Source organism: Mesorhizobium calcicola (assembly GCF_042682105.1).
GTDB lineage: Bacteria > Pseudomonadota > Alphaproteobacteria > Rhizobiales > Rhizobiaceae > Mesorhizobium > Mesorhizobium calcicola.
Map to the genome: position 1 here is coordinate 184,624 of NZ_JBHUGY010000028.1, position 26,777 is coordinate 211,400.

Consider the following 26,777-nt stretch of genomic DNA (forward strand, 5'->3'; position numbering starts at 1 on the left):
CCCGTTCCGATTCTGAATGTAATCACTGCTTATATCGGCCAAGATGGGTTGTAAACAGTGATTACATACTTCGCGGATCGTGATATAAGGGAGGGGTGCAGCTGTATCGAACGAAGGGAATGATATGCCAAAAGCCAAGACACCTGGCCGCACCGGCTATCACCATGGCAATTTGCGGGATGCGCTGATTGACGCTGCGGTTCAACTTGTCGAGGAGGGCGGCCCCGACAATGTGAGCGTGCGCGAAGCCGCAAAGCGGGCCGGCGTTTCTCCAGGCGCCCCCTTTCGTCATTTCAGCAACAAGACCGCATTGATGACGGCTGTCGCGGAGCAGGCAATGAGCCGGTTCCGCTCAGAGATTACGAAAGCGGTCGAAAGCCTCGCTTCCGACGATCCGATTGAGCGATTTGCCGCCGTTGGTATCGCCTATTTGCGCTGGGCAATGCGAAACCCCACCCATTTCCAGATCATTTCGACGCGCAGTCTTATTGATTGGGACAGTTCGGAGTCGCTGCGTAACGACAACGAAGCGGTGCGTTCGTTGATGGAAGAGTCGGTGGTGGAAGCACAGCGACGAAACATGCTCCGTTCAACCGATATAGCAGAGACCCAGATAGCTGCGAGGGCGCTCGTCTACGGGCTCGCACGCATGTGCATTGATGGACACTTTGCGCAATGGGCAGTCGCTGGACATACTGCGGAGCGAACTGCGCAGGACGTATTAGAGCACTTCGTGACACTCATTGGAAACGACGCGCCCTAATGGGATTAGGCGCCGCTGGCCGATGTCCGGAAATGACGCCGAGAATGGAGCGCATGTTCGGTCAGTCCCGCCAATCGAGCGGGGTGGGCAGAGCTACGGGAACAGCGCGTCTTGACCATGCACCGACGTTCGGCTTGGTTGGATCGTCATGCGCGGCCGGAACCTGCAGGCTGATGATCTGGTGGGCGCTGCGTTCGCGCTAACTAGCACTTGCTGTTCCCCGGCTTGCAGCTATGGTTGCCGAATTCCTGAGGCGGCAGGGGGAAACGATTTTGCCTCGTCGATCAGCTCGATCGCACCTGCTTGGTCTGATCGCTGCCGCGGTGATACCCGTGTGGCTCTTCGCGGCCTATCTGCTGGTCCAATATGCTCTGCATGAGCGATCCCGCTTCGAACACGATGCCTTGCAAACGGCCCGGCAGGTTTCGCTGGTCGTCGAGGGCGAACTTGCCAATCTCCAAACGACTCTCAACGCTCTGTCGAAATCGGCCGCTCTCGCCAACGGCAATCTGGAAGCATTTCATGGCGAGGCACAGCGCCTGGTTCAAGGGACGGACCGGATCATTGTCCTTCGCGATTTGGGTCGCAATCAACTCTTGAATACGGAGATCGGCTACGGCGCAGACCTTCCACCAGTGGAACCGATGTCGGCCGCGGATCGGGAGAGGCTCAAAGCGTCCGGCATTCTCGTCAGCAATGTCTTCACCGGCAACAATGCCAAAAACTACCGCATTGCCGTTGCCATACGGGTGCCGGCCCCGAAGGGCGAAGACCTGCTTCTTTCGATTTCCGTGCCAACCGCGCGCATACGCAACGTGATGATGCCAGCCGTGCCCGAGGGCTGGACGGTCGGCATCGGGGATCACGACGGAAATTACGTGGCGCGCTCCAGGGCGCACGAGGAGATGACCGGCAAGCCAGGTTTGCCGGAGTATCTGGAAAAGATCGTTGGCCGCTCCGGCAGCTTCACATCGAGGAACTACGAGGGAACAACGTTGCTCGCGGGCTACTACCGATCCCCATATTCCGATTGGTTCTACACCGCCAACGTCCCGCTTTCGGAGGTGCAGGCGCCGTTTTGGCGTTCGCTTGCGGCAGTCTGCGGGATCGGCATCTTGGCGCTTCTTGTCTCCGCGGCGCTTGCCTATGTCGTAGGAAAACATTTCACGAGGGCCACCGCAGACCTTGCGGCTCGCGCCGAGGCACTGGGTCACGGCCGCGCGGTTGAACCCATGTCAACCTCGGTCAAGGAGTTTGCCGCCGTTGCGCGGGCGCTGGTTGCCGCAGAGCGTGCCATCGCCGAGCGCCGGTATGAGTTGGAGACGGTGTTGGAGACGGTGCCGGCGGCCGTCTGGTTTACCTATGACCCGAAAGCCCTGCAGGTTATCCGCAATCGCTTCGCGGCGGAACTCATGGGTTTGCCGACCGACGTCCGCAAATCCTTTGGCACCCCCGACCGCGTGATCGACACGGTGGCGGTCAAGGACGGTCACACAGTGAGCCGGGAGGACCGGCCTCTAAGCCGGGCAATGCGTGGGGAACTGACCGACAATGAAGAGTTCGCATACACCCTTCCGTCGGGAGTCGAGCGCTTCCTGCTCTCCAGCGCGCGCCCAATCCGCGACCCAGCCGGCAACATCATTGGCGCCGTGCAAATCAGCCTTGACATAACGGACCGCAAACGCGGCGAAGAACATCGCAAATTGCTGGTCAATGAACTGAACCACCGCGTCAAGAACACGCTTGCTGTGGTCCAGGCCATTGCCAGCCAGACGATCCGGAACGCCACCACTTTGCCTGAGGCAGGACGGACCCTCTCCAGCCGGCTCATCTCCCTGGCGAAGGCGCACGACGTCCTTACGCAGAAGAACTGGAGTGGTGCCGATCTCAATGATCTGGTCGCTGCGTCGATCAAGCCGCATGCGGCGATGGATCGCGTTCAAATTCGCGGAGAGAAGGTCTGGCTTCCGCCACACGTAGCTCTCTCATTTGCACTCGCGCTTCATGAGCTGACGACGAACGCGATAAAATATGGGGCGCTGTCGAATGCAAACGGCAGAGTTTCGATATCGTGGCGGCTTGGGATTGAAAACGGGCACCCCCGACTTGAGCTCGAATGGCGAGAGATTGGCGGCCCAACCGTGGGACCTATTGAGCGCAAGGGATTTGGCACGCAGCTACTGGAGCGCATATTCAAATCCGAATCCGCGGGTGGCGTGAGGCTGACGTTCGAAAAGTCAGGACTGATCTGCGTTTTTCAGGTGAACTTGTCTGGGCCGGTTGGGGCCGAGGCAAACTTCCTGGGCCACGAAACCGGATCCGAGATGAACCGATAGCCGGCTTGGCACGCGCCGGCGGCATGGAGCTCGCACATCAAGATCGTGGCCACGCAATTGGCCGCCTCGGGGAATGTCGACGAACTCCACTTTGGTCTTGTTTGGTTGAAGCGACAACGGCGCTCGATGGCCTTCTTTGCCGCAAGTGGTTCACGCACCTGACTCGTGTTATGGTGGTTCCGGGAGACGGCGGACGCGCCGTGAGTGCCCGCCCGCTTCCACCCATGGGAGGAACCAATGGCCTATTACGTATTGCTGTCAAATTTCACAGACCAGGGTATCAAGACCATAAAGGATACCCAGAAGCGTGCTGAGGCCTTCAAGGCGATGGCCAGCAAGAACGGCATCAAGGTGCACACCTTGTTGTGGACGCTTGGTCAATATGATGTCGTGGCGATTGCCGAGGCCGACGACGACATTGCTGCGACTGCACTGGCCTTGTCGATCGCATCGCTGGGCAACATCAGAACGCAGACATTGAGGGCGTTCGACACGGCGGATATGGCCAAGATAATGGCAAAGATGGCCTGACCGCCCACACTGTGCCGTGAACGGGCGATCGAAGCCGGCTGGCGAGCGGACCGGCGGGGAGGACCTCTCATTTCCTTGAAGCGAAAACCCCGGGTCGCGAGGCCGGGGCTTTTCTGAGGGACGTTCAACGAGCTATCCCATTTGCCGCTTCACCGACCAAGCGGCTGCCGTGACAAGGCGAGAAGCTCGGCCTCGTCGGTGATTCCGGCCATATAGTTGGCGATGATGCGAGAGGCCAGTGCTTCTCGGCTGGCGTCGGAGTCGCCCTCGCGCTTCGCCTGCTCGAAGACACGCCCTAGAAGTCCCATCTCGGACGGCGTGAAGTTGCCCGCCTCTTTGAGCTTGCGATTGATGGACATGCCGCCTTCCTTTCGAAAAGTATACGCGCATCTTTCGAATTCGCTCACAACCTGCGGCTGACCTACGCCACCGACCACCCGCCATCCACCAATATATTCGCCCCCGTGATCATCGACGCCGCCGGCGAGGCCAGGAACACCACGGTCCCCGCGACATCGATCGGGTCGCCGATACGGCCGAGCGGAATGTGGCCGAGCACATGGGCGTGAAAGTCCGGCTCGGCGAGCGAGGGCCGCGTGCCGTCGGTCCAGATGAACGTCGGCGCCACGCTGTTGACGGCGATCTTGTGCTGCGCCCATTCTGCGGCCAGGCAGCGCGTCAAATGGTTGATCGCCGCCTTGCTCATGCAGTAGATCGCCTCGCCCTTCAGCGTCACCGTGCCGGCCTGTGAGCTGATGTTGATGATGCGCCCGGATTTCTGCGCGATCATCAACCGGCCGACCGCCTGGGTGGTGAAGAACGTGCCCTTGAGATTGACGTTCACCGTCAGGTCGAAATCTTCCTCGGTGACGTTTTCGGCCAGGTTTTCTGGCCCGAGCCCGACATTGTTGACCAGCACGTCGATGCGGCCGAAGGCGGCGTGCGCGTCGGCGACGGCCTTTCGCACCGTGGCGAGATCGGTCAAATCCACCTGCACGGCAAGCGCCCGCCTGCCCAAGCTCTTGATCTCGGCGACAAGGTCCGCCCCGTCGGCCTTGCTGCGCACACCGACGATCATGTCGGCACCGGAGCCGGCACAGGCCAGCGCGCAGGCGCGGCCAATGCCGCGCGAGGCGCCGGTGACCAGCACCACCTTGCCGGCCAGATCGAATTTAGGCGTGAATTCTGTCATCGCAACCTCCCCTGAAAGGCTCCTCTCTGGTTTAAGCATGACGGCCTCCTTGCTGACACTATCCGCTCGCGGCGTGAAAGCCAGCCGGCTTCTGGGCCAGTTCCCGACAGACCGGGGTGCTCGGCATGATCGGCGCGAAGGCGCCAGAACCGGCAGTGTTCGACGAAGCGATTGCCGTGAACCGGGTTCTGGCCGGCGAGGCTGGCCGCGACCGCGACCCCGACCGCTGGGCCAGCCTGCAGAACGAGGTCGGCTATGCGCTGACGCTTGCCGGCCGCGCCGAAAACAACGTCGCCCGTTTCGAGGAAGCCGTGCCGATCCTGCGCGAGGCCATCGCCGTAGAAGATGATCAATTCGGTGCCGGGCGTCGCCTTCACGCAGCACAGCCTGTGCGACGTGCTGACCGATCTCGGCGCCGCCCGCAAGGAGAAAGCGCATGCCGAGGAAGCCATCGCTGCCTGCCAGGATGCGCTGGTCATCTTCTGGGACCGCAAGATGGACGACCTCACCGCTGGCTCGGAAAAGAATCTTGCCGAGGCGCAAGCCTTGCTGGCCGGATTGCACTGAAGAACGACTGCCGCGTCGGTTGTCGCGTGACACGGTCGATCATCTGTCGTATATTGACATAAAGATATCCTTATGTGACATGAATAGGCTTGTCGCCAAAGGGATAAAAAATGTCGCAGAACTCTGCATCGCTGGACGCATTGTTCGGCCCCGTCGCGGCGAAGCCCGACGGTTCGGAAGTGCTTGCGGCGCTGACGGCGGCGGCGCGCGAACGTATCCTCATCCTCGACGGCGCCATGGGCACGCAGATCCAGGGCCTGGGGTTCGACGAAAGCCAGTTTCGCGGCGAGGCGTTCGCTGGCTGCGCCTGCCACCAGCAGGGCAACAATGACCTGCTGATCCTGACGCAGCCCGGGGCGATCGAGGAAATCCACTACCAATACGCCATGGCAGGCGCCGACATCCTCGAGACCAACACCTTCTCCTCGACCTCCATCGCGCAGGCCGATTACGGCATGGAGGATGCCGTCTACGCGCTGAACCGCGATGGTGCGCGGCTGGTGCGGCGCGCGGCGGTGCGAGCCCAGCAGCAGGACGGCAAGCGCCGTTTCGTCGCCGGCGCTCTTGGGCCGACCAACCGCACCGCGTCGATGTCGCCCGACGTCAACAATCCCGGCTACCGCGCCGTGACTTTCGACGATCTGCGCCTGGCCTATGGCGAGCAGTTGCGCGGCCTCATTGACGGTGGCGCCGACATCATCCTGATCGAGACCATCTTCGACACGCTGAACGCCAAGGCGGCGATCTTCGCAGCAGAAGAGATCTTCATCGAGAAGGGCGTGCGCCTGCCGGTGATGATCTCCGGCACGATCACCGACCTGTCCGGCCGCACGCTGTCGGGCCAGACGCCGACGGCCTTCTGGCACTCTGTGCGCCATGCAAGCCCCTTCACCATCGGCCTCAACTGCGCGCTCGGCGCCAAGGCCATGCGCGCCCATCTGGCCGAGATTTCAGGCGTCGCCAACACATTCACTTGCGCCTATCCGAATGCCGGCCTGCCCAATGAATTCGGCCGGTATGACGAGAGCCCGGAATACATGGCCGCGCAGATCGAGGATTTCGCCCGCGAGGGGCTGGTCAACGTCGTCGGCGGCTGCTGCGGCTCGACGCCGGATCACATCCGCGCGATTGCCGAGGCGGTGCGGAAATATCCGCCGCGTGTCATTCCGGATATCGAGCCGAAGATGCGCCTTTCCGGGCTGGAACCGTTCACGCTGACCGACGAGATCCCGTTCGTCAATGTCGGCGAGCGGACCAATGTCACCGGGTCGGCCAAGTTCAGGAAGCTGATCACGGCGGGCGACTATGTCGCCGCGCTCGACGTGGCGCGCGACCAGGTCGCCAACGGCGCCCAGATCATCGACATCAACATGGACGAGGGGCTGATCGATTCGAAAAAGGCGATGGTCAGTTATCTCAACCTGATCGCCGCCGAGCCGGACATCGCCCGCGTCCCGGTGATGGTCGACAGTTCGAAATGGGAGATCATCGAGGCCGGCCTGAAATGCGTGCAGGGCAAGCCGCTGGTCAACTCCATCTCGATGAAGGAAGGCGAGGAGGCGTTCCTGCATCATGCCAGGCTGGTGCGCGCTTATGGTGCTGCGGTGGTCGTCATGGCCTTCGACGAGGACGGCCAGGCCGACACCAAAGCGCGCAAGGTCGAGATCTGCACCCGCGCCTACAAGCTCCTGACCGAACAGGCCGGCTTTCCGCCGGAAGACATCGTCTTCGACCCCAACGTCTTCGCCATCGCCACCGGCATCGAGGAGCACGACAATTACGGCGTCGACTTCATCGAGGCGACGGGCGAGATCACCGCGACGCTGCCGCATGTCCATATTTCCGGCGGCGTGTCGAACCTGTCCTTCTCGTTCCGCGGCAACGAGCCGGTGCGCGAGGCGATGCACGCCGTGTTCCTCTATCATGCCATCCAGCGCGGCATGGACATGGGCATCGTCAATGCCGGCCAGCTTGCGGTCTACGACACGATCGAGCCGGAACTGCGCGAGGCCTGCGAGGATGTCGTGCTCAACCGCGTGCCCAAGGCCGGCGGCACCGCCACCGAACGCATGCTGGAGATCGCCGAACGCTTCAAGGGCACGGCCGGCCAGGAGGCCAGGGAGCGCGATCTCGCCTGGCGCGAATTGCCGGTCGAACAGCGGATCAGCCATGCGCTGGTCAACGGCATCACCGAATTCATCGACGCCGACACCGAGGAAGCGCGGCTGGCGGCCGAGCGCCCGCTGCACGTCATCGAAGGCCCGCTGATGGCCGGCATGAATATCGTCGGCGACCTGTTCGGCGCCGGCAAAATGTTCCTGCCGCAAGTGGTGAAGTCCGCGCGGGTGATGAAACAAGCCGTCGCGGGACTATTGCCGCACATGGAGGCCGAGAAGGTGGCGAACGCCGCCAACGGCATCGACAATGGCGAGCGCCAGACGGCAGGCAAGATCCTGATGGCGACGGTGAAGGGCGATGTCCATGACATCGGCAAGAACATCGTCGGCGTGGTTCTGGCCTGCAACAATTACGAGATCATCGATCTCGGCGTCATGGTGCCGCCGGCCAGGATCCTGCAGACGGCGCGCGAGCAGCATGTCGACATCATCGGCCTGTCCGGCCTGATCACGCCGTCGCTCGACGAGATGGTGCACATGGCCTCCGAAATGGAGCGCGAAGGCCTCGACATCCCGCTGTTGATCGGCGGCGCGACGACCAGCCGTGTGCACACGGCGGTGAAAATCCACCCGCGCTACACCAGCGGCCAGACCGTCTATGTCACCGACGCCAGCCGGGCGGTCGGTGTCGTGTCCTCCCTGCTGTCGAACGAGACCAAGGCCGGCTATGTCGACACCGTGCGTGCCGAATACAAGAAGGTCGCCGAGGCGCACGCCCGCTCCGAAGCCGACAAGCAGCGGCTGCCGCTGGCCAAGGCCCGTGCCAATGCGCACCGGATCGACTGGTCTGCCTATGAGCCGCCGAAGCCGTCCTTCACTGGCGTCAAGGTGTTCGAAAACTGGGATCTCGCCGAACTGGCCCGCTACATCGACTGGACACCGTTTTTCCAGACCTGGGAGCTGAAGGGGCGTTATCCCAAAATCCTCGAAGACGAGGCGCAGGGACCAGCGGCGCGCCAACTGTTCGAGGATGCGCAGGCGATGCTGAAGAGGATCATCGCCGAGAAATGGTTCGCGCCTCGCGGCGTCATCGGCCTCTGGCCGGCCAATGCCGCCGGCGACGATATCAGACTATTCACGGATGATACGCGATCGCAGGAACTGGCGACGTTCTTCACCTTGCGCCAGCAGCTGACCAAGCGCGACGGCAAGGCCAATGTCGCACTGTCGGATTTCATCGCCCCGTCGGACAGCGGCAAACGAGACTACATCGGCGGCTTCATCGTCACCGCCGGCATCGAGGAGGTGGCGATCGCCGAGCGTTTCGAGCGGGCGAACGACGATTATTCCTCGATCATGGTCAAGGCGCTGGCCGACCGCTTCGCCGAGGCCTTCGCCGAGCGCATGCATGAGAAAGTGCGCCAGGAATTCTGGGGCTATGCGGCAGACGAGGATCTGGCGCCAGACGAACTGATCGGCGAGCCCTATCGCGGCATCCGCCCGGCGCCCGGCTATCCGGCGCAACCGGACCACACCGAGAAGGCGACGCTTTTCCGGCTGCTCGACGGCGAGGGCAATGCCGGGGTAAGCCTGACGGAAAGCTATGCGATGTGGCCGGGTTCGTCGGTGTCGGGAATCTATCTGTCGCACCCCGAAAGCTATTATTTCGGCGTCGCCAAGGTCGAACGCGACCAGGTCGAGGACTATGCACGCCGCAAGGCGATGCCGTTGGCCGAGGTCGAGCGCTGGCTCGGACCGATCCTCAACTATGTACCGGCACACCAAGCCGAGGCGGCTGAATAGCGGCGGAGGGCTCCGTCGTCTTTTCGCTCCGACCCCGCGTCGTTTTCGTATGGACGGGACTCGGGGCGCGCAGGTGGCCGACCCTGGTACACACCATACCGAACGCAGCATTTGCGCTGGTTTCCGGCTTGTGATCCATGGCATGACGGCGGCATTCTGGGCAGTCGTCTTTGCAGTTGGAGCGCCAAATGACCGTACTCACACGCCGCCGACTTTTAAAAACGGCAGCGATTGCCGGCGCTGGCGGGGCAGGGCTCTCAGTCATGGGCAGGTTTGGCGGCTGGGCCGCTGCCAGGCCTGAGCCGGTGGTGCTGCGGACGGCCAAGACCCAGGCCAAGCTGATGGATGTCGGCCAGACCAGGGATGTGCTCAGCTATGGCGACGCCGGAATGCCACCGGTGCTCAGAATGAAAAAAGGCGAGCCCTTCGCCGCGCGTCTCGTCAACGCCATCGACGATCCGACGACGATCCACTGGCACGGCATTCGCGTGCCGAACAAGATGGATGGCGTGCCGTTTCTGGTCCAGCCCTACGTCTATACCGGCGATCATTTCGACTACGCCTTCACGCCGCCCGACGCCGGCACCTTCTGGTACCACCCGCATTGCAACACGCTGACCCAGATGGGCCACGGTTTGACAGGCGTGATCGTGGTCGAGAACCCCGGCGATCCGCAATTCGATGCCGAAATGGTCATCAATCTGCGCGACTGGCGCCTCGGCGACGACGGCCAGTTCATCGACCAGTTCCGGCCGCGCGATGCGGCAAGAACCGGCACCTACGGCACCGTGCGCACCGCCAACTGGCTCGATCAGCCGCAATATGATGCGCCGGCCGGCGGGCTGGTGCGGCTCAGGGTCGCCATCACCGACGTCACGCGGATCTATGCTTTTCTCGTCGATGGCGCGGAGGCCACCGTCATGGCGCTCGACGGCAATCCGGTGCCGCAGCGGTTTGCTCCCGATGCCCTGCTGCTTGGGCCCGGCCAGCGCATGGAACTGGCCATCCGCATGCCCGACGACGAGGGCGCGATCGTCGGCCTGCGAGACGTCAGGGGCACCAAGCCCAAGGTGCTAGCGACCCTGCGCGCGGTTGGAAGCTCGCTCAAGCGTGCCATTCGGGATGTCGCACCCCTCGAGGTCAATCCGGTGGCGGAGGTGGATCTTGCCAGCGCCCAGCATATTTCCCTGGCGCTCAGCGCCACGGCGGAAAATGTTCCGAGCGATGGCATCTGCGGTTCGCTTGGCTACAGTTTTTGGGCCATCAACAAGGTGCCGTGGCCAGGCGACACGCCCGATCCGACCGCGCCGCTGGCAGAACTGAAGCTCGGCAGAAGCTATGTCATCGACATGGAAAACCTGACGCCGCAATCGCATCCGATGCATCTGCACGGCATGAGCTTCAAGGTTCTGTCGTCCTCGACGCGCCAGGTTCAGCCGCTGATTTCGGATACCTATCTCATCCAGCCCAACGAGAAGGTCAGCCTGGGCTTCGTCGCCGACAATCCTGGCGACTGGCTGCTGCACTGCCACATCATCGAGCACCAGAAGTCGGGAATGACGAGCTATGTCAGGGTGGTCTGAAGCCCAGCCTGCCGACGACGCGATCGACGTGTCGTCCTCTGTCCACCATCGTCATGCCTGCCTGCGCCCGCATTGACCGACGAGAAATTGCCGCCGGCTTGCGGTTTTGTTGGCAAAAGGGGGCGGTTCCCTGCTATTGCCGCCTCCAATCAAAAAACCATGGGACAACCCTGCATGACCAATGTCGCCCTGACCGGGCTTGCCCGCGATCTCGCCAGGCGCGCCGCCGAGGGCCGCCCGGTGCGCATCGGCGTGATCGGCTCGGGCGAGATGGGCACCGATCTGGTCACGCAAGGCATGTTGATGCAGGGCATTTCGGTCTGCGCCGTCTCGACACGCCGCCCGCACACCGCGCGCGAGGCCATTCGTATTGCCTATGGCGATGAAGCCATGGCGGTCGAAGCCGACACCGCGTCGAAAGTCACCGGCGCCATCGAGAGCGGCAGGATCGCCATCACCTCCAACGAGATGCTGGTGACCAATCCGCTGATCGACGTCGTCATCGATGCCACCGGCAAGCCGGGTGTCGCCGCCGATTTCGACCTGATGGCGATGGAGCACGGCAAGCACTTGGTGATGATGAACGTCGAGGCCGACGTCACCATCGGCTGCTACCTGAAGCAGCAGGCCGACCGGCTTGGCGTCGTCTATTCGGTCGGCGCCGGCGACGAGCCGTCGAGCTGCATGGAACTGATCGAGTTTGCGACCGCGCTTGGCTACACCATCGTCTCGGCCGGCAAGGGCAAGAACAACCCGCTCAACCACGATGCCGTTCCCGACGACTATCGCGAGGAAGCGATCCGCCGCAACATGAACCCGCGCATGCTGGTCGAGTTCGTCGACGGCTCGAAAACCATGGTCGAGATGTGCGCCATCGCCAACGCCACCGGGCTGGTGCCCGATGTGCCCGGCATGCATGGCCCGAAGGCCGATCGCGACGATCTCGCCAAGGTGCTCATTCCGCGCGAGGATGGTGGGCTCCTGTTGAAGAAAGGTGTCGTCGACTACACGGTCGGCAAGGGCGTCGCGCCCGGCGTCTTCGTCATCGTCGAGGCGACGCATCCGCGCATCATCGAGCGCATGGACGATCTGCATATCGGCCACGGCCCCTATTACAGCCTGTTCCGGCCCTATCATCTGACCTCGCTGGAAGTGCCGCTGACCGCGGCCCGCATCGTGCTTTTCGGCAAGCCCGACATGGTGCCGCTGCCAAAGCCGGTGGCCGAGGTGTGCGCCGTTGCCAAACGCGATCTCGCCGCCGGCGAGACCTTCGATGCGATCGGCGAGACCTGCTACCGCTCCTGGACCATGACCGTCGGCGAAGCTCGCGCCCAGCGCGCCGTGCCGGTCGGCCTGCTCGAGGGCGGCAAGGTGCTGAAGCCGGTCAGGAAAGGCGACTTATTGACCGCCGACAATGCCATGCCCGACCAGACGACCAGGCTGTTCGCCTTGCGGCGGCTGCAGGACGAGATGCTTTACGGGACGAACTGAGTTTTTACTTCCCCAGTTCGATCGACCGCAGCCGCGCCGCCTCCACCGCCTGGGTAAGCAGATTGGTCAGCCGGTCCTCGCCCATCAGCACGCCAAGGGCGGCTGCCGTGGTGCCGTTGGGGCTGGTGACCTGCTGGCGCAGCACGCCCGGCTCCTCGCCGCTTTCGGCGGCCAGCGAGGCAGCACCGTAGACGGTCTGCATGGCGAGCAGCCTGGCGGTCGCGGCCGGCAGGCCTGCTTTTTCGGCTGCCACGGTCAGGGCTTCGATGAAATGGAAGATGTAGGCCGGTCCCGATCCGGACACGGCGGTCACCGCATCCATCAGGCCTTCATCGTCAATGGTGGCCACTTCGCCGCTCGCCGACAAAAGATCGGCGACGAAACGCTTGGTGTCGTCGGAGACCAGCCTGTTGGAAAACACCACCATCATGCCCTTGCCGATCGAAGCGGGCGTGTTGGGCATGCAGCGCACAACCGGCGCGCGGTTGCCCAGGATCTCCTCGAAGGTGGCGGCCGGCGTTCCGGCGGCGATGCTGACGAAGGTGGTGCGGCCGTCGCCGAAGCGCTTGTAGGCGGCGGTGACGTCTCGGATCACCTGTGGCTTCACCGCGATGACGACGAGATCGGGCACGGCGTCGGCTGGAATGCCGCCGGCATCGGCGGCCGTACCGCAACCCAGCACTGCCGCCCGATCGCGCAGGTCGGCATTGGGCTCGACCACGAAAACCGCCGATGGGTGAAGCTTGCCGGATTTCAGCCAGCCCGAGAGCATGGCGTAACCCATATTGCCGCAGCCGGCGAGAACGAGGCTGATCGTCATGGAACCCTCCGAAGGAAGGCCTTCACATAGACGCTCGCGGTTCAGTGGGGAAGCCCCGTCAGGTCGGACGGGAAGACCGCGAGCCGCGATCGGGATCGCGCACTGCCATTGGCCGCAGCGACACTTGCCTCAGGCCAAGCACGCCGAGCACGAAGAACAGCCAGACCGGGTCGCCGCGATGGAAGAAGAAGCTTTCGAGGAAAGCGTTCAGCGCGGTGAACAGCACCACCATCATGAAGAAGTCGCCGAGATAGATGTTTTCCTTGCGCAGTGGGATGCGCATGTAGTCGCGCAACGGCGCGATGAGGAAGGTGTAGGCGACGACGCAAAGTGCCGGAATGCCCATCAGCACGGCGATGTCGAGATAGCCGTCATGGCCATGCACGATGGTTCTGATGTCCCACGGCCGGTCGAAGGGCTGGTCCTGGTTGAGCAGCAGCGGCGTTCCCCAGAAGCTTTCATAGCCGTAACCGGTCCATAGTTTCTTTGCCAGCATGCTGCCGGCGAATTCCCACAGCGTCGTTCGCCCGGTATAGGTGAGGTCGGGGAAATAGATCGCCGCCAGATGTTTCACCGGCGGCAGGAAGACGATGCCCAGCGTGCCGACCGCCGTGCCGATGATCGCCAGCGCAAACAGGATCGGCGTGCCGAGCCGCATGCCCATCAGGCTCGGAAACATCACGATCAGGATCGAGAACGGCACCAGCCCGGCCGTCGTCTTGGAACCGGTGTGCAGCATGAAGATCATCGCCGCGCCAAAGATCGCCCCGCCCCAAAGCCGCTGCCCGCGCCGGTAGAGATACAAGCCCGCGAAACTGAAACAGGCCATGATCGGCCCGGCGATGTTCTTGTGGGTGAACACGCCGCGCCACAGGCCGGCATGTTCGGGCTCCTGTGAGTCGGCGGTGTGCATCGCCTCGTGCGGAAAGACGATGAGGCCGAGATAGGACAGGCCCATGACCACGACGGCGGTGAAGATGATGACCTTTGAGAAGGCCTCGGCGTCGCGCGGCAAGACCAGGATCGTCGCCATCGTCAAAATGCCGATCAGCGTGAAAGAGGCGGCGCGCATCGCCGAGGGCGGGTCGGTCGCCATTACCACCGACAGGAAAAAGAAGCCCAGCATCAGCATCCAGGACGGGCTGAGCAGCGAGCGCACCACGCGCGGATCGGCAAAGGCCATCAGCGAGAAGATCGACATGGCGCCGAGCGAGCCGAAGCCAAGCTGGTTGACGATGTCGCCGCCTTCGCCGGTCAGTTCGGCGCCGGCCGGCTGGAACGGCCGGAAGGACACCATGATGACGGTGAACAGCAGGGCTGCGATCGTCGTCGCCACGCCTTCGCGCGTGAACGCCGCGCTGAGCGGGGCGCGCTCAGTTTTTCTCAGGCTGGCGGTATTGCTCATTGGCATATCCGAATTCGGCCAGCACGCGGCCCAACGCCACATGGACGGGGTAGATGGCGATCGCCGGCGATCCTGTCCGCGCCAACCGGAGCACGCCGCGAAACGGCGAGGCGGCAAGCAGCGCCAGGCTCTTCAGCAACACCTTTGCGCCGGCCAGCGGCGTGCCGGCGCGTTTCTTCTTTTCGACCAGTGTCGAGATCACGCCGTTGCGCAGGCTGCGGGCACGGATCCAGTCGGCTTCGACACGCCGGGCAGGAACGGTCTCACGCACTTGTCCTTCGGCGCACCAGCCAAGCACGAAGCCGCGCTGCGCCGCCCGGCTGAGAAAATCGGAATCGCCGCCGCCCATGAAATTGAATTTGAGATCGAGAAAGGGTGGCCCCATGGCGGTCAGGACGTTGCGCCCGATCAAAAGATTGCCGGACGAATAGAGCGCCGGCACGCGCCCCGTCTCCGGATAGGGCGGCGCAAACACCGGATGCTCCGCCCACCTCGAATGGGTCGGGTCGGCAAAGTCCGGCACCTGCGGACCGCCGACGATATCGGCGCCGAGCGTTTCGGCTGCCCCGCACATCCGTTCCAGCCACAGCGGATCGGCGATCTCGTCATCGTCGATGACCAGCAGATGCTTGAAGTTCGGGAATTGCAGGATCGCCGTCTGCCAGCCGGCATTGTAGGCGCTGCAATTGCCACGCTCATGCGCGATGATGACCATGCCTGACATCTCGCCGCGCTCGAACAGCGGCAGCGCCGCCTTGGCCCCGGCACGTGCCTCGGCTTCGTTTTCCATGACGATGACGGCAAAGCGTCTGGCGGTCCGCTGCGCGCGCAGCGACGCCAGCGTTTCCAGCACCTGCTCGGGCCGCTTGAAGGTCGGCAAGGTGACGACAGCTTCGACAGCCTCGGCGGCAAGCCGGGGCGAGCGTCCCGCGATGGATACCGAAGCGTCCGATGGCAAAGGGATCATACGTGTCCAGCCACATGGTGAGTTGGGTTCTGGTAGCACCACGGTGATAAGGTTTCGTTAATCACCTTGCACGGAGAAGCCCGCCAGGCAGGGGCTTTCGGTCGCTGATCGTGCTCGCTTAATCAAGGGTTCACCGCACTTTGCTACCGGCTACACCCATAGGATAGGTGAGATGCATCTGCTGTTCGCCACATCGATCGTGCCCGACGGCGCTCTCGCCTCGGGCTATGAGATCGCCAACGCCGCAATCATCGCTGCTTTGCGGCGCGCCGGCGCACGCGTCACCGTCATCGGCTTCACCTGGCCGGGAAAACCCGCGGCCGATCCTGAAAACACCGTGGTGCTGGGTGCGATCGACGTGCGCACGGACAATGCCTCCGCGCGGCAGAAGCTGGCCTGGGTCGGCAAGGCGCTGCTCTCGGGCCTCACCTTCGCGTCGGTCAAGTTGCGCGCCGTGCCCGACAGCGAAGTCCTCGCCGCTGTCGAACGTGCCGGTCCGGTCGACGGCTATGTGCTGAATTCCGTCCAGTTCGCCGGCGCCTTCGACAAGCTGTTCACTGAGCGGCCTTCGATCTTCGTCGCCCACAATGTCGAACATCTTTCGGCGCGGGAGAACGCCGCTGCCGCCGGCAGCCTTTTCCAGCGCCTGTTGTTTCGCCGAGAGGCGAGGTTGCTCAAGGCCATGGAAGAGCGTCTCTGCCGGCGCGCACGCTTCGTCTTCACGCTGGCCGAGGAAGATCGCGCGGCCCTTGGCGTCGCCTCCGACGACCGCTCGGCGGTGCTGCCCTTGGTGACCGGCGCCAAGGTGGCCGAACCGAAAGGCCATCGCCGCATCGACTGCGACGCGGCCTTGATCGGCACCTGGACCTGGCAGCCGAATCGCATCGGCCTCGACTGGTTCCTGGGCAAGGTGGTGCCGCACCTGCGGCCCGGTTTCCGCATCCGTATCGCCGGCAGCATGCCGTCGGGCGTCACGTCGAAGCATCCGGGTGTCGAATTCGTCGGCCGCGTGCCCGACGCGCAGGCTTTCGTGCGCGGCGCTGCCGTCATCCCGCTGATCAGCACCGCCGGCAGCGGCGTCCAGTTGAAGACCATCGAAACCTTCGAGCTCGGTCTGCCGTCCGTCGCCACCAGCCGCTCGCTGCGCGGCATCGACCATCGCCCGGCCAATTGCGTCGTCACCGACGATCCCGCCGCCTTCGCCAGCGCCCTGGAGGCCGCGGCGGCCGACATTCGGGACGTTGACGGCAGCGCATTCCGCCGTTCGCAGGTGAAGGCGCTCGATGCCGCCATCCGGCTCGGTCTCGAAAACCTCGGGCCCGTCAGGCTGGAGGCGTTTGCATGAACATGCATTCCACCCGCGCCGCTTCGGGGCGCGACACCTTGCGAACGATCCTCGGCATCCCGGTGCTCGCGATCCGTTGGGACGAGGCCATGGCCCTGCTGACGCGGTTGACCAGAGAGCGCCGTTTTACCAAGGTCACCTTCCTCAACGCCCACAATGCCAACATGGCCTGCACGGATCCGGTCTTCGCCGAGGCGCTGGATGACTTTCTCATCCTGCCTGATGGCATCGGTGTCGATCTCGCGGCGAAAGTCCTCTACGGCGCGCCGTTCCCGGACAATCTCAATGGTACCGATTTCGTGCCGGCCTTCCTGCAGGCCTCAACCCGGCCGCTGACTGTGGCTCTGCTCGGGGCCACGCGCGTCAATGCCGAAGCGGCGTCGAAGAAACTGGCGGCGATTGCCGTCCAACATAATTTCGTAGTCATCCACGACGGCTTTTTCTCCGCCGCGCAGGAGCCGGAGATCGTCGAACGGATTGCGACCCTGCGGCCGGACGTGCTGCTCGTCGCCATGGGCGTACCGCGCCAGGAATTGTGGATCGCGCGCCACATCGACGCGCGCCACTGCACACTGCCGATCGCTGTCGGCGCGCTGCTCGATTTCCTCAGCGGCGCGGTGCCGCGCGCGCCCTTGTGGATGCGCCGGCTGCGCCTCGAATGGCTGTTTCGATTGGCTGTCGAACCGGGCCGCCTGTGGCGCCGCTATGTGGTCGGCAATCCACTGTTCCTGCTGCGCGTCGTCAGGCAGAAATTCTCGCGCGCCTCCGAAGCGGCGGGAGACATCCATTGAACAGCCGGTTCGTTCCAGGCGCCGTCGTCGAGCCAAGCCTGCTTCGGCAGATGCCGACGGCGGCGATAGTGACGGCAAGCTATGCGCCCGATTTCGAGCGTTGCCGCCTGTTGTGCGAAACGCTTGACCGCCATGTTTCCGGCGCGGCGCACCATTATATCCTGGTCGAACATCGCGATGTCAGGCTTTTCCGTCAGTTGGAAACCGGCCGCCGCAGCGTCGTCGATGAACGGGAATTGCTGCCGCGCTGGCTGCATGCTTTCGACGATCCGCTCAGCCTGTTTCGCCGGCGCGTCTGGCTCAGCCTGAAGACCCAGCCGCTGCGCGGCTGGCACGTGCAGCAGTTGCGCCGCATCGCGATATCAGCGCACGCCGGGGAAGACGTGCTGATCTTCTGCGATTCCGACGTCGCCTTCGTCAAACCTTTCGACTGCGGCGCCTTCTGGCGCGACGGCAAGGCGCGGCTGTTTCGCCGCGATGGGGTGCTTGCGGACGAAGGGCATGACGAGCATCGCATCTGGTCGCGCAACGCCGGTGCGGCGCTCGGCATCGACCCGTCCCGGACATCGGTCCATGACTATATCTCGACGCTGATTGCGTGGCGGCGCGACACCGTGCTGGCCATGTGCGGCGAGATCGAGAAGGTCCATGCGCGGGGCTGGGTCGAGGTCGTCGGCTCGGCGCGCAAATTCTCCGAATGCATGATCTACGGCCGCTACGTCGACGACCTGCTGGAGGGTGCGGGCCACTTCCACGGCTCGGAGGAGTTCTGCCGCGTCCACTGGACAGGCGAGGCCCTGTCAGATGACGAGTTCCGTCGCTTCGTTGCGGAGATGGCGCCGGAGCAGGTGGCGATCGGAATGCAGTCTTTCATCGGCACCGACATCGGCCGCATCCGCCGTCTGATCGGGCTTGACTGCTGACTGTCGACGGTACCTAAACCGGCTTTGCCGGCTTGCGCATCGCCGAATAGGTGAGCAGCGCCGAGGCAAGATACAGAAGCAGGAAGACGACGTTGAGCGACAGCACCAGGTTCGGCGTGTCGAGGATGGTCGTCAGCACATAGGTCAGCAACAGTGCCTTCAGCCCGGCGAGCAGGCCGAGATTGAGCGCCCGCACCAGCGTCTGGCCGCGGGCGAACAAAAGCTCGGCCTGGTATTCGACCAGATTGCGCAGTCCCGGAACGCAGATCGCCAGCGCCACCAGCGGGGCGGCCTCGGCGACGTTCTTGCCGAGTGCGTTGGGGAAGAAATGCAGCACGATGCCAAGCGTCAGCAGCGCCAGCGTCGAGACCAGGAACACGCCGCCTTCGATGCCGCTCTTGACCGCCAGCCGCGACAGCAGTTCCGGCGCGCGCATCATGCGCTGCACCAGCATCATCGAGAAGGTGCGGATCGGGATGGCCGTCAGGTCGACCAGCCGCATGATGATGGCGTAGATACCGGCCAGATGCGGCCCGCCGATCGCCAGAACCAGCAGTTTGTCGAACTCCATTTGCAGGTAGAACAGCACTTCGGCACCGGCCACATAGATGGAATCGGCCAGCCGCCGGAGATAAAGCTCGATGCGCAGCCGCAACCGCTGGCGCGGGTAGAAGAAGCCGAACGCAATCAGCAGCGAGGCGGCATTGGCGCCGATATAGAACCACGACCATATCCAGACGTTGTGTTGCGCCCCGAACATGAACAGCACCGCGCCGAGCGCCCGCAGCGCCGTCGCCAGGATGGCCAGCAGCGCGGCGCGGCCGAACTTGCCCAGGCCGTTGTTGACGATCAGCGCCACCTCCACCGGCCGCCACAACAGCGCTTCGGCAAAGACGATTGCCGCAAACACCGACAGCGGCACGGTGTCGGCGAAGAAAATCAGATAGACGCCGAACGAGGCCGCGGCCAGCAGCGGCAGCGACAGCACGCCGAGCAGCAGGAAGCCGGCGGTGAAGGTGCCGATCAGATTGGGGCGGATGGCGGCTGTGCGGTAGAGCGCCGAGATGAAACCGAAGGCGAGGATGCGCGACAGCATGACGCCGGCCGCCGATGCGGTGGCGAACATGCCGAACTCGGAAATGGACAGCGTGTTGGCCAGCGCGATGAAATAGGCGAGTGAAAACACCAGTCTCCCGCCGGCGCCGCTGATCGCCGAGAGATAGTCGAGAAGCAGCCCCCGTCGTTCGGCAACAAAAATGCCGATCCGGGCGAGGGGCCGCCTTTGCGGTATGTCACTGGCCTGTGTCATGTCTCCAGGGAGAGCCTAGGGCGGAAAACTTAACGTGCCGTTCTGGAGCCTGAGGGACGCGTTGAAAATAGGCGCAAGCGGGGAGAAGAAAGCGCGGCTCCGGCGCGCGAAAATTAACCTTTTGTTTTCCATGCCTGTTTAGCGTGGCTTAACGAATGGCCAACCGCCGTTTTGCACGCCGCCAAGAGTAAAGCTCCAGACGATGGTCGACAGGGAAAACCGTGAAGACTGGAAGCGCGAGCGCTCGTTGCTGGCGCTCGGCCAGGCTGTGCGCGGCGACGACGAACCCGATGCGTCCCTGGTCAAGATCGGGGATCGGGCGGACCGGTCATGGCGCGAGGATGCCGCCGCGCGCCATCGCCTCGCCCGCTCACGGCGCGAGCCGCGGTCGAACCCGAAGCTGCCGGATGCTGTCGCAACAGACGGGTATCAGGCTGGCCATGAGGCTGCTTCGTCTGTGCAGATGTCGCCCGAGCGCGGTCCATCCGCCGCCGATTTTTCAGCAACCGGATCGGCGTCATCGGGCTACGCACAAACCACGTCACGGACAGGGTCTGTTGCCGCCGAAACCGCAGGCAGCTATCGTCCCGATCGCGCATCCGAACCTTACCATTCAGGCGACGCGCGGGCGCCCCACAACGACGGCGCGGACAGCCAGCAATGGAAGCCGCTGATCGATCCGATGCAGGTCGTTCGCGGTGTTGGCAAGTCGAAGCTGCTGATCGTGACGACGACGATACTGGGCGCCGGTCTCGGCATTGCCATCGCGCTGTCGACGCCGAAGAAATACGAAGCCACCACCGAACTGATCGTCGATCCGCGCGACCTGAAGCTCACGGACCGCGACCTCACCCAGTCGGTCGTCGCCTCCGACGCCACGCTGGCCATCGTCGAAAACCAGGTCCGCGTGCTGACGTCCGGTACCGTTCTGAACAAGGTCGTCGACAAGCTCAATCTCGTCAACGACCCGGAATTCAATGGGCAAGGCAGCGGCGGCCTCGGCGTCATGTCGCTCGTCCGCTCCATCCTGTCGCGCCATGACGGGCCGGGCGGTGTCGACGACGCCCGCCGCCGGGCGCTTACCGTCGGCAATCTGGGCGAGAGCCTCTCGGTCGAGCGCGGCGGCAAGACCTTCGTCATCACCGTCAGCGCCACCACGCAGAATGGCGAGAAATCGGCGCTCATCGCCAACACGATGACGGATGTCTTCCTGCAGACCTTCGGCCAGATCCAGTCCGATACCGCCGGCCGCGCCACCGACGAACTGACGGGAAGGCTGGACGAGTTGCGCAAGGGCGTCGAGGCGGCCGAACGCAAGGTCGAGGATTTCAGGGCCACGCACGACCTTGTCGACGCGCAGGGCCACCTGATCAGCGATGACGAGATGCTGAAGCTCAACGAGCAGCTGTCGGTCGCACGCGCCCGTACGCTGGAACTCAACGCCCGGGCCGCTTCGGCGCGTTCGGTCGACGTCAACTCGGTTCTCACCGGCACCTTGCCGGAGGAGATCAACTCCAACACGATGAGCGATCTGCGTTCGCAATATGCGTCGCTCAAGCAGGAAGCTGACCGTGCCGCCATCCGCTTCGGCCCGCGTCACCCCGAACTCCAGGCGCTCAATGCCCAGCTTGCCGGTGCACGCGACCGGATCGCCACGGAGCTGCATCGCATCGGCTCGTCGCTGCAGGTCGACCTGAAGCGAGCGGTCCAACTCGAACAGGATCTCGCCTCCCGCCTGGCGCAGCTGAAGGTGCGCAGCGGCGACGTCAACAGCGATCTGGTGTCGATGCGCGAACTGGAGCGCGAGGCTGCCGCCAAGCGCTCCGTCTATGAACAGTATCTGCTGCGCGCCAAGGAGACCGGCGAGCAGAAGGACATCAACACCGCCAACATCAATGTGATCTCGAAGGCCTTCGCGCCGCTAGAGCCGAACGGGCCGTCGCGGGTCGTGGTGGCGCTTGCCGGCCTGTTGCTGGGCTTTGCCTCCGGCATAGGCCTCGGCGCCATGCGTGGCGCCTATGAGAGCCTGCGTGAGACGGCGACATCGCGTTCACGCGGCGACCGCGGCATGGACGAACGCCGGACGCCTTGCGAAGACAGGGCATATCAGGCAGCACCGCCACCAAAACCACCGGCACCGCAGCCGGCGGCCCCGCCACCGCCTGCGCCGCAACCGCCTGCATCGCCTGCTCAGCAGGCTGACGTCACGCCGCCCGAAGGTCCCGGTCGGATCAGTGCGCTGCTGTCGACGCTGCGCAAGGCCGTGTCCGGCAAGCCGTCGCAGGAGGACACCGTCGATACTGTCGAATGGGTTTCACCCTTTACCGACGTGAAACCGACGGAAAGCCTCTATTCCCGGTCGCCGGCAGCCTTTGCGCCTCGGCAGCCGGTTGCGGCAGCCTACCCGCCACCGCCGTTCCGGCCCGGTACCCATGTTCCCTATCCGCAGCAGATGGCGCCGCCGCCATTGCCTCCTCAGATGGTGCCGCTGCGGCCGTATCCGGGGCCGCAGGCCTATCCCTACGCGCAGCCGATGGGCTATCCGCAGGCGCAGCCCTGGCCGGTGCCGCAGCAACCTGGCTATCCCTATCCGCAGCCCATGCCGGCGCTCCAGCCAGGGCCGATGCCTTATCCGCCTCAGCCCGCTTCTCCGGCCTATCCGCGGCAGCCCACCTCGCCGCAGCAGGCATCTCGGCCGCACGAGCCATCGGTGGAGGCGTCGCGGGCCGCGGAGGACGTCGAGCAGCACGCTCCAATCGAGGAAATCCGCGCCAGCCTGCGCGAATTCCGCGAAGCGGTCCGCGAACTTACCGAGAGCCGCGCGCGCCGCCGTTACTTCTGAGCCACAAAATACCTCGCGCTGCCGAACAAAAACATGCCGGTTTCGCGTAAACGGCATGGGACGGCGCTTTGACGGGATTGCGTGCTGGAATTTTCGTGAAAATGCCGCGCTGCATGCTGCCGAAGATGCGCTCCCCGGGCTTGATCCGGGTGCGTGGGTGGCGGCATGCGTCAGACAAGGATCCAGGGCGACGCGTTTTCGGATGCGGCTGCTTTGGGCGAAACGGATGTTGAGGGTGGTCCATGGCCGAAGTGATTGATGGTAAGAGCGTCGCCGAAGACGTGGTGCGCACGGTCAAGACCCTGACGGCCGAACTTGTCGCGAAAGGCAAGGCCAAGCCCGGTCTCGCCGTGGTCATCGTCGGCGAGGATCCGGCCAGCCAGGTCTATGTCGCGTCCAAGTCTCGCACCGCCAAGGAGTGCGGCTTTCATTCCGTTCAGCACACGCTGCCGGCCGAAACCTCTGAGCCGGCATTGCTGAAAATCATCGGCGATCTCAACGCCGATCCGGCCATCAACGGCATCCTGGTGCAGCTTCCGCTGCCTGCCCATATCGACGCCGGCAAGATCATCCAGACCATCGCGCCGGAAAAGGATGTCGACGGCTTCCATTTCATCAATGTCGGCAAGCTCGGCACCGGCGAACTCGAGACCGCCTTCGTGCCTTGCACGCCGGCCGGCTCGATGCTTTTGATCGAGCGCGTGCGCGGCAAGGACCTGTCCGGCCTCAACGCGGTCGTCGTCGGCCGCTCCAACATCGTCGGCAAGCCGATGGCCAACCTCCTGCTTGCGGCCAACTGCACCGTCACCATCGCCCACAGCCGCACCAGGGATCTGCCGGCACTTGCCCGCACCGCCGACATTCTTGTCGCGGCCGTCGGCCGGCCGGAGATGATCAGGGGTGATTGGGTCAAGCCAGGCGCCACCGTCATCGATGTCGGCATCAACCGCATTCCGGCGCCGGAAAAGGGCGAAGGCAAATCGCGCCTCGTCGGCGATGTCGCCTATGCCGAAGCGGCGGAGGCCGCCGGTGCCATCACGCCGGTTCCTGGCGGTGTCGGCCCGATGACCATTGCCATGCTGATGGCCAATACGTTAGCCTCAGCCTACCTTGCGGCCGGATTGAAACGGCCGTCCTTCTGACCCGCCAGAAAGCCGCAGCTTTGCCGAACCCAACTGTTCCTGTAGAACGGCCGGTCATGACTGACCCCGTTCAAGGTGGCCGGCAGTTCGCTTTCCTGCTGGTCGACAAGTTCTCCATGTTCTCACTGGCCGCGGCGATCGACACGTTCCGCTCGGCGAACCGTTTGCTTGGCCGCGACTTCTACGGCTGGACGACGGTCTCGGCCGATGGCGATCCGGTGATGGCCTCCAATGGCCTGCCGCTCAAGATCGACTATGCCGTTGCCGACCTGCCGCCGGTCGACATCCTGTTCGTCTCGGTCGGACTGACGACGGAATTTCCCGGCAAGAGCAAGGTGCTGGCGGCGCTGCGCAGTTGGGGCCGGCGCGGCAACGCGCTCGGCGCACTGTCGGTCGGATCCTACCTGCTGGCCGAGGCCGGCCAGCTCGAAGGCTATCGCTGCACCATCCATTGGGAAAACCGCGCCGGCTTCGTCGAACGGTTCCCCGACATCAACTGCACGGGCAACGTCTTCGAGATCGATCGCAAGCGCTACACATGTGCCGGCGGCACCACCTCGATCGACCTGATGCTGGAGATCGTGCGCGGCGATTTCGGCTCCAATCTCGCCAATGGCGTCGCCAACCAGTTCCAGCACGAACGCATCCGCTCGGCCGGCGACCGCCAGCGTGTCGGACCGGAACGCGATCTCACCGGCAAGTCGGAGAAGCTCAGGCGCATCGTCGAACTGATGGCCGACCACCTCGACGAGCCGCTGTCGGCGGTGCAGTTGGCCAAATCCGCCGGCCTGTCGGTGCGTCAGGTCGAGCGCCTGTTCCTGCGCCATCTCAGCGTCACGCCCGGCCGCTATTACATGCGGCTGCGGCTGGAGCGGGCGCGCGAATTGCTGCGCCAGACCAACATGCCGATCCTCGATGTGGCGATCGCCACGGGCTTCACCTCGCATTCCTATTTTGCCCAGAGCTACCGGCTGCAGTTCGGCAGGCCGCCTTCCGAAGAGCGGCGCACGACCTACTGAGCGGATTTCGCTGCCGCTCAAAAGTTTGACATTCCGCTCCCTCACAGCCGCGCCCGGCCTTGTATCCTGACGCCGCGTCAAATAGCTTTCCCGCCCGGATCAGGGGCGGATTTGAGGAGATTTCGATGGCGGGCTTTGCGCGGAGCGTCGCTGCGGCGATCCTTCTTTTGTCGATGACGACGGTCGGCTTTGCCGCAAACAAGGTCATCATCATTCTCGATGCCTCCGGCTCGATGTGGGCGCAGATCGACGGCAAGCCCAAGCTCGAAATCGCCCGTGAATCGCTGAGAACCGTGCTTCAATCGGTCCCCGACGCCGACGAGATCGGCTTCATGGCTTATGGCCATCGCGAAAAAGGCAGCTGCGACGACATTCAGTTGATCGTGCCGCCACAGGCAGGTTCGGCAAGCGCCATCTCGGCCGCCGCCGACAGCCTGAAATTCCTCGGCAAGACGCCGCTGACCGCCGCCGTCAAGCAGGCGGCCGAAGCGCTGAAATACACCGAGGACAAGGCAACCGTCGTCCTCATCACCGACGGGCTCGAAACATGCGGCGGCGACCCTTGCGCACTTGGCAAGGAGCTCGAAGCGTCCGGCGTCGATTTCACCGCCGACGTCGTCGGCTTCGGCCTCACTGCCGATGAAGGCAAGCAGATCGCCTGCCTCGCCGACAACACCGGCGGCAAATACATCCAGGCCTCCGACGAGAAGGCGCTACAGGAGGCGCTAGTCGAGACGGTCGCGGCGCCGGCACCCGCTCCCGAACCGGCTCCAGCGCCCGCCCCAGCCCCCGCGCCGGAGCCGGCGAAACCGGAATTCAACTTCCAGCCGACGGTGGTGATGGCCGAAGGTGGCGAGCCGATCACCGACGGCAACGCCTGGGAGATCTACAAGGCGAACTCCGACGGCTCGCGTGGCGATTCCGTCACCACTGAATATGGCGCCTACAGCGGCAATCTCGATCCAGGCGACTATATCGTCGTCGCCCGCGACGACGAGGCCAAGGTGGAGCAGAAATTCAAGATCGAGGCCGGCCAGGTCTACAAACCGCTGTTCACCTTGAATGCGGGCACCATGCTCATTCATCCGCGGTCAAGCCAGGGCGCCGATGTCAGTGACGAGGCCCATGTCGACTTCACCTATCCCGGCGGCAGCACCACCCACTATGGCGATACCAAGATCATCGTGCCCGCGGGTGAGCAGAAGGTCACGGTCCAGATCGGTGTGGGCACCGCCACCGAAACCATCCAACTGGCCGCCGGCCAGAAGATCGAAAAGGACGTCGTCGTCGGCGTCGGGCATGTCGTGTTCAACGCCTATTATGTTGCCGGCGGCGACAAGGCCGACAGTTCCGGCCTCGGCTTCCAGATCGTCAAGGCGAAGAAGAAGATCGACGGCTCGCGCGACGATGTCGAGCATTCCTATGGACCGGACAGCAAGTTCTGGCTGCCGCCGGACGATTATGTGGCTGTCACCACGCTTGACCTTGCGGTCGTCGAGCAGCCGTTCAGCATCAAGGTCGGCGACAACCAGGACATCAAGGTGCCGCTCGATGCCGGCGTTCTGGCGATGTCGGCCCCCGGCGCCTACTCGATCGAGATACTGTCGCCGAAAAAGGACATCCAGGGCAACCGCAAGGCGCTTGGCCTGAGCTATGGCGATGCCTGGCAGCAGACCATTGCGGCCGGCGACTATGTGGTCGTCCGGCACATGTCCGATGAAGGCCATGACAATGAAATGCCGGTGACGGTCAAGCCCGGCGAACGGAGCGAAATCACCGTCGCGCCGTGACTGCCATCTGACCGGCAGCAAAAAGGGCGGTCATGTGCCGC

Annotated in this window: 21 protein-coding genes; 14 read left to right on the forward strand and 7 right to left on the reverse strand. The window is 63.8% G+C overall.

Annotated elements, in window-relative coordinates:
- Positions 1-124 precede the first annotated feature (124 nt).
- From ACFSQT_RS19315 to ACFSQT_RS19325, 3 genes are all read left to right on the forward strand, one after another.
- Positions 125-763: a TetR/AcrR family transcriptional regulator gene (locus tag ACFSQT_RS19315; protein ID WP_379021078.1), complete on the forward strand. Its 639-nt coding sequence runs from the start codon at positions 125-127 to the stop codon at positions 761-763.
- Between the two features lie 233 nt (positions 764-996).
- Complete coding sequence (locus tag ACFSQT_RS19320; protein ID WP_379021080.1) at positions 997-3,099, forward strand: sensor histidine kinase; 2,103 nt, start codon at positions 997-999, stop codon at positions 3,097-3,099.
- Between the two features lie 237 nt (positions 3,100-3,336).
- A complete protein-coding gene (locus ACFSQT_RS19325) occupies positions 3,337-3,630 on the forward strand; it encodes a GYD domain-containing protein (protein ID WP_379021194.1) in 294 nt (97 codons plus the stop codon).
- Between the two features lie 149 nt (positions 3,631-3,779).
- On the opposite strand, the gene ACFSQT_RS19330 is transcribed toward ACFSQT_RS19325, so the two are convergent.
- The 3 genes from ACFSQT_RS19330 to ACFSQT_RS19340 all read right to left on the reverse strand — a co-directional run bounded on the left by ACFSQT_RS19330 (position 3,780) and on the right by ACFSQT_RS19340 (position 5,175).
- On the reverse strand, positions 3,780-3,989 hold the full coding sequence (locus ACFSQT_RS19330) for a hypothetical protein (RefSeq protein ID WP_379021082.1): 210 nt from the start codon (positions 3,987-3,989) through the stop codon (positions 3,780-3,782).
- A gap of 62 nt (positions 3,990-4,051) precedes the next feature.
- On the reverse strand, positions 4,052-4,822 hold the full coding sequence (locus ACFSQT_RS19335) for an SDR family NAD(P)-dependent oxidoreductase (protein WP_379021084.1): 771 nt from the start codon (positions 4,820-4,822) through the stop codon (positions 4,052-4,054).
- Positions 4,819-5,175, reverse strand: coding sequence for a hypothetical protein (locus ACFSQT_RS19340; protein ID WP_379021086.1), 357 nt, complete (start codon positions 5,173-5,175; stop codon positions 4,819-4,821). The genes ACFSQT_RS19335 and ACFSQT_RS19340 overlap by 4 nt, the downstream gene beginning before the upstream one ends.
- Between ACFSQT_RS19340 and ACFSQT_RS19345 the strand changes: the two genes are divergently transcribed.
- The 4 genes from ACFSQT_RS19345 (at position 5,168) to ACFSQT_RS19360 (ending at position 12,383) form a co-directional block, all read left to right on the forward strand.
- A complete protein-coding gene (locus ACFSQT_RS19345) occupies positions 5,168-5,389 on the forward strand; it encodes a hypothetical protein (RefSeq protein WP_379021088.1) in 222 nt (73 codons plus the stop codon). The two genes, ACFSQT_RS19340 and ACFSQT_RS19345, sit on opposite strands and share 8 nt — an antisense overlap.
- Before the next feature lie 110 nt (positions 5,390-5,499).
- Positions 5,500-9,309 carry a methionine synthase gene (gene metH / locus ACFSQT_RS19350; protein ID WP_379021090.1) on the forward strand — a complete coding sequence of 1,270 codons (3,810 nt, stop codon included), beginning with the start codon at positions 5,500-5,502 and terminating at the stop codon, positions 9,307-9,309.
- 188 nt (positions 9,310-9,497) lie between these two features.
- On the forward strand, positions 9,498-10,892 hold the full coding sequence (locus ACFSQT_RS19355; RefSeq protein ID WP_379021092.1) for a multicopper oxidase family protein: 1,395 nt from the start codon (positions 9,498-9,500) through the stop codon (positions 10,890-10,892).
- 174 nt (positions 10,893-11,066) lie between these two features.
- Positions 11,067-12,383, forward strand: coding sequence for an NAD(P)H-dependent oxidoreductase (locus ACFSQT_RS19360; protein WP_379021094.1), 1,317 nt, complete (start codon positions 11,067-11,069; stop codon positions 12,381-12,383).
- A gap of 4 nt (positions 12,384-12,387) precedes the next feature.
- Here ACFSQT_RS19360 and proC read toward each other — a convergent pair whose 3' ends face one another.
- The 3 genes from proC to ACFSQT_RS19375 are packed head-to-tail and all read right to left on the reverse strand — an operon-like array spanning position 12,388 to position 15,575.
- Entirely contained in the window at positions 12,388-13,203 is an 816-nt protein-coding gene (proC, locus tag ACFSQT_RS19365) for a pyrroline-5-carboxylate reductase (RefSeq protein WP_379021096.1), read from the reverse strand.
- 58 nt (positions 13,204-13,261) lie between these two features.
- Positions 13,262-14,608 carry an O-antigen ligase family protein gene (locus ACFSQT_RS19370; RefSeq protein WP_379021098.1) on the reverse strand — a complete coding sequence of 449 codons (1,347 nt, stop codon included), beginning with the start codon at positions 14,606-14,608 and terminating at the stop codon, positions 13,262-13,264.
- Positions 14,577-15,575 carry a glycosyltransferase family 2 protein gene (locus ACFSQT_RS19375; RefSeq protein WP_379021100.1) on the reverse strand — a complete coding sequence of 333 codons (999 nt, stop codon included), beginning with the start codon at positions 15,573-15,575 and terminating at the stop codon, positions 14,577-14,579. The genes ACFSQT_RS19370 and ACFSQT_RS19375 overlap by 32 nt, the downstream gene beginning before the upstream one ends.
- Before the next feature lie 172 nt (positions 15,576-15,747).
- On the opposite strand from ACFSQT_RS19375, the gene ACFSQT_RS19380 reads away from it, so the two are divergent.
- From ACFSQT_RS19380 to ACFSQT_RS19390, 3 genes are read left to right on the forward strand one after another with little or no spacing between them, the layout of a single operon-like run.
- Complete coding sequence (locus ACFSQT_RS19380; RefSeq protein ID WP_379021102.1) at positions 15,748-16,920, forward strand: glycosyltransferase family 4 protein; 1,173 nt, start codon at positions 15,748-15,750, stop codon at positions 16,918-16,920.
- Positions 16,917-17,711 (forward strand): WecB/TagA/CpsF family glycosyltransferase, encoded by a 795-nt coding sequence (locus tag ACFSQT_RS19385; RefSeq protein WP_379021104.1) that lies wholly within the window; start codon positions 16,917-16,919, stop codon positions 17,709-17,711. The genes ACFSQT_RS19380 and ACFSQT_RS19385 overlap by 4 nt, the downstream gene beginning before the upstream one ends.
- Entirely contained in the window at positions 17,708-18,634 is a 927-nt protein-coding gene (locus tag ACFSQT_RS19390; RefSeq protein ID WP_379021106.1) for a DUF6492 family protein, read from the forward strand. Before ACFSQT_RS19385 ends, ACFSQT_RS19390 begins: the two co-directional genes overlap by 4 nt.
- Before the next feature lie 13 nt (positions 18,635-18,647).
- Here the strand turns inward: ACFSQT_RS19390 and ACFSQT_RS19395 are convergent, their stop codons facing one another.
- Complete coding sequence (locus ACFSQT_RS19395; protein WP_379021108.1) at positions 18,648-19,943, reverse strand: lipopolysaccharide biosynthesis protein; 1,296 nt, start codon at positions 19,941-19,943, stop codon at positions 18,648-18,650.
- Positions 19,944-20,145: 202 nt separating this feature from the next.
- On the opposite strand from ACFSQT_RS19395, the gene ACFSQT_RS19400 reads away from it, so the two are divergent.
- The 4 genes from ACFSQT_RS19400 to ACFSQT_RS19415 all read left to right on the forward strand — a co-directional run bounded on the left by ACFSQT_RS19400 (position 20,146) and on the right by ACFSQT_RS19415 (position 26,736).
- Positions 20,146-22,785 carry a Wzz/FepE/Etk N-terminal domain-containing protein gene (locus tag ACFSQT_RS19400; RefSeq protein ID WP_379021110.1) on the forward strand — a complete coding sequence of 880 codons (2,640 nt, stop codon included), beginning with the start codon at positions 20,146-20,148 and terminating at the stop codon, positions 22,783-22,785.
- Positions 22,786-23,027: 242 nt separating this feature from the next.
- On the forward strand, positions 23,028-23,927 hold the full coding sequence (gene folD, locus ACFSQT_RS19405) for a bifunctional methylenetetrahydrofolate dehydrogenase/methenyltetrahydrofolate cyclohydrolase FolD (protein WP_379021112.1): 900 nt from the start codon (positions 23,028-23,030) through the stop codon (positions 23,925-23,927).
- A gap of 56 nt (positions 23,928-23,983) precedes the next feature.
- The gene (locus ACFSQT_RS19410; protein ID WP_013530232.1) at positions 23,984-24,946 is read left to right on the forward strand and encodes a GlxA family transcriptional regulator; all 963 of its coding nucleotides are present in this window, start codon (positions 23,984-23,986) and stop codon (positions 24,944-24,946) included.
- Positions 24,947-25,071: 125 nt separating this feature from the next.
- A complete protein-coding gene (locus tag ACFSQT_RS19415; protein ID WP_379021114.1) occupies positions 25,072-26,736 on the forward strand; it encodes a vWA domain-containing protein in 1,665 nt (554 codons plus the stop codon).
- Positions 26,737-26,777 lie beyond the last annotated feature (41 nt).